The organism is bacterium, assembly GCA_023145965.1.
In the GTDB taxonomy this organism is placed as follows: Bacteria; UBP14; UBA6098; order UBA6098; family UBA6098; genus UBA6098.
This window is the reverse complement of the sequence record JAGLDC010000111.1, coordinates 1-2259: the sequence shown is the minus strand read 5'-3', so window position 1 is coordinate 2259 and position 2259 is coordinate 1. Positions and strand designations below refer to the sequence as shown.

Genomic DNA, 2259 nt, shown 5'->3' with positions numbered 1-2259 from the left:
TGTATGGGGCCACCAAGCTGGTTTCTGATAAGTTATTTGTGGCAGCCAATAATATTAAAGGAGAGCATTCCATTCGATTCAGTGTGGTTCGCTACGGTAATGTGATGGGCTCTCGCGGTTCCGTCATTCCTTTCTTTATGAAACATCGCGAAGAGGGTTTCCTTCCAATCACGCATCGAGAAATGACCCGCTTCAATATCTCATTGGATGAGGGGGCCGAATTGGTTCTTTTTGCGATGCAGCATCAGTTGGGGGGCGAGATTTTTATTCCTAAAATTCCATCGTATCGGATTTTGGATGTGGCGGAAGCGATTGCCCCACATTGTGAATTGCGCGATGTCGGGATTCGTCCCGGAGAAAAATTGCACGAAGAGATGATCACGGAAACCGATTCGCTAGATACGATTGATCTTGGAGAGTACTACGCTATTTTACCGTCGATTTCTTATAATTATACTCGGGATGATTATTTAAATCATCATCCTGCCGCGAAACCAGTGCCCGAAGGCTTCTTCTATAATTCTGGAACGAATACCGAATGGGATACCGTGGAAGGTTTGCGCGAAAAAATAAAAACCTTCGTCGATTCTGACTTTAAAGCGGAGTAGAGAGGGGCTGGGAACATCACGGATGCTCTGAAGAGGAGCGAAAAAGGTAGCAAAAATAGTGTTCTTAGCGGCTTGAGCGACTGAAAGGAAGCGGGCGAGAGTTCGATACAATTCAAGTTAATTTCGTATAATCTCTGAATTTTCGCAACCTCAAGCCTTTCTTTAATTCAATATTCGATATTCGATATTTTAACCCTTTAACCGTCTTGCCCCTAATTCTTAACTCGAAATAATTTTCTTATGTCAAAATATTTAGTCACCGGAGGAGCTGGTTTTATAGGCTCTCATATCGTTGAGGCGCTAATCGATGCGAACCACGACGTCGTCGTGCTCGACAACCTTTCCTCTGGGCATAAGGAAAACCTTTCCAAGGTCTGGAGAAGGATTCGTTTTATTGAAGGGGATATTCGAGATCCTGAAACGTGCGGGAAGGCCAGCGAAGGTTGTGATGGTGTCTTCCATGAGGCGGCTCTGGTTTCTGTTGCTGACTCCGTTGAACGGCCACGTGATAATCATGAAATTAATATCACAGGGACAGTGAATGTGTTGGAAGCTGCGCGGGGTAATGGGGTGAAGCGGATTGTCTTTGCCAGCTCAGCTGCAATTTATGGGGATAATCCGGAACTACCCAAGAATGAGATGATGCTTCCCGAACCCCAAAGCCCCTATGCCGTCGCAAAAATCACCGGGGAATATTATCTAAAAACCTATGCCGAGCTCTATGGTCTTGAATGCGTGGCTCTTCGTTATTTTAATGTGTATGGCCCACGACAGGATCCTTCTTCTCCCTATTCCGGCGTCATTTCCATCTTTAGCCAGCGAGTAGGGCGGGGGCTGCCGATCACGATTTACGGCGATGGCGAGCAAACTCGAGATTTTGTGAATATTGCTGACGTAGTCAGCGCCAACTTATTGGCGATGGGAGTTGGGGTGTTTGAGGCGGGTGGTTTCCCTAGTGCCTTTTCCGTTTTCAACGTCGCAACAGGGAAGCAACACTCCCTCTTGGATCTACTGGATACCCTAGAAGAAATTTCAATCCAAAAGGTTTCTCGCACCTTCGCCAAGGCTCGCGCCGGTGATATCCGTCATTCTTTTGCAAGCAACGAAACGTTGAAAAACGTAGGATGGATTCCATCCATTAATTTTAAGGCTGGCCTTGCGGAACTTATGTCTCTCGGTTCCCTCTAGAGAGCTTGCAAACGATGGGGTAACGTTAGCGCAAAATCAGTGGGTAATAAAAAAAGGTGGCCATGAGCCCGTTCCAATTTGGTCGGCAAACCAAAGGTGAAGGAGGAAGCTGAACTCATGACCGGAGATGACTTTATTGAATTTATAGATGAACGCAAGTGTTAAGTTTGCAAAAGTTAGGTCAATAGATTGACGAGGCGTTAAAGCATGTAAATTCAGGGAGGGTTTAGCGTGTTTAATGCGGGGGAATGGGCCGCAGGGAAGTAGGCGATACGCTTGAATTTTGATTGCAGGATAAGAAATTTCGAATGATGAAGGGGAGAGTTTTGACCGCGGATAACGCGCTGAAAGCGTAGCGATAAATAATTTTCGGAGAAAATAACGAAGTGGTTCATTTACGCGGATGGGACGGGATGGAGGATTTTGACCACTAATTAACACTAATGGCTGCTTGGCCACCACC

At 46.1% G+C, this 2259-nt stretch carries 3 protein-coding genes; 2 read left to right on the top strand and 1 reads right to left on the bottom strand.

The window, feature by feature from the left end; translation table 11 throughout:
* Together KAH81_09825 and KAH81_09820 are read left to right on the top strand one after the other, a co-directional pair.
* A partial coding sequence (locus KAH81_09825) for a polysaccharide biosynthesis protein (protein MCK5833950.1) occupies nt 1–608 on the top strand: 608 nt, incomplete at its 5' end.
* 240 nt (nt 609–848) lie between these two features.
* Nucleotides 849–1796, top strand: coding sequence for an NAD-dependent epimerase/dehydratase family protein (locus KAH81_09820; protein MCK5833949.1), 948 nt, complete (start codon nt 849–851; stop codon nt 1794–1796).
* A 36-nt stretch (nt 1797–1832) separates the two neighbouring features.
* On the opposite strand, the gene KAH81_09815 is transcribed toward KAH81_09820, so the two are convergent.
* The coding region (locus KAH81_09815) for a hypothetical protein (protein ID MCK5833948.1) at nt 1833–2259 on the bottom strand (427 nt) is incomplete at its 5' end.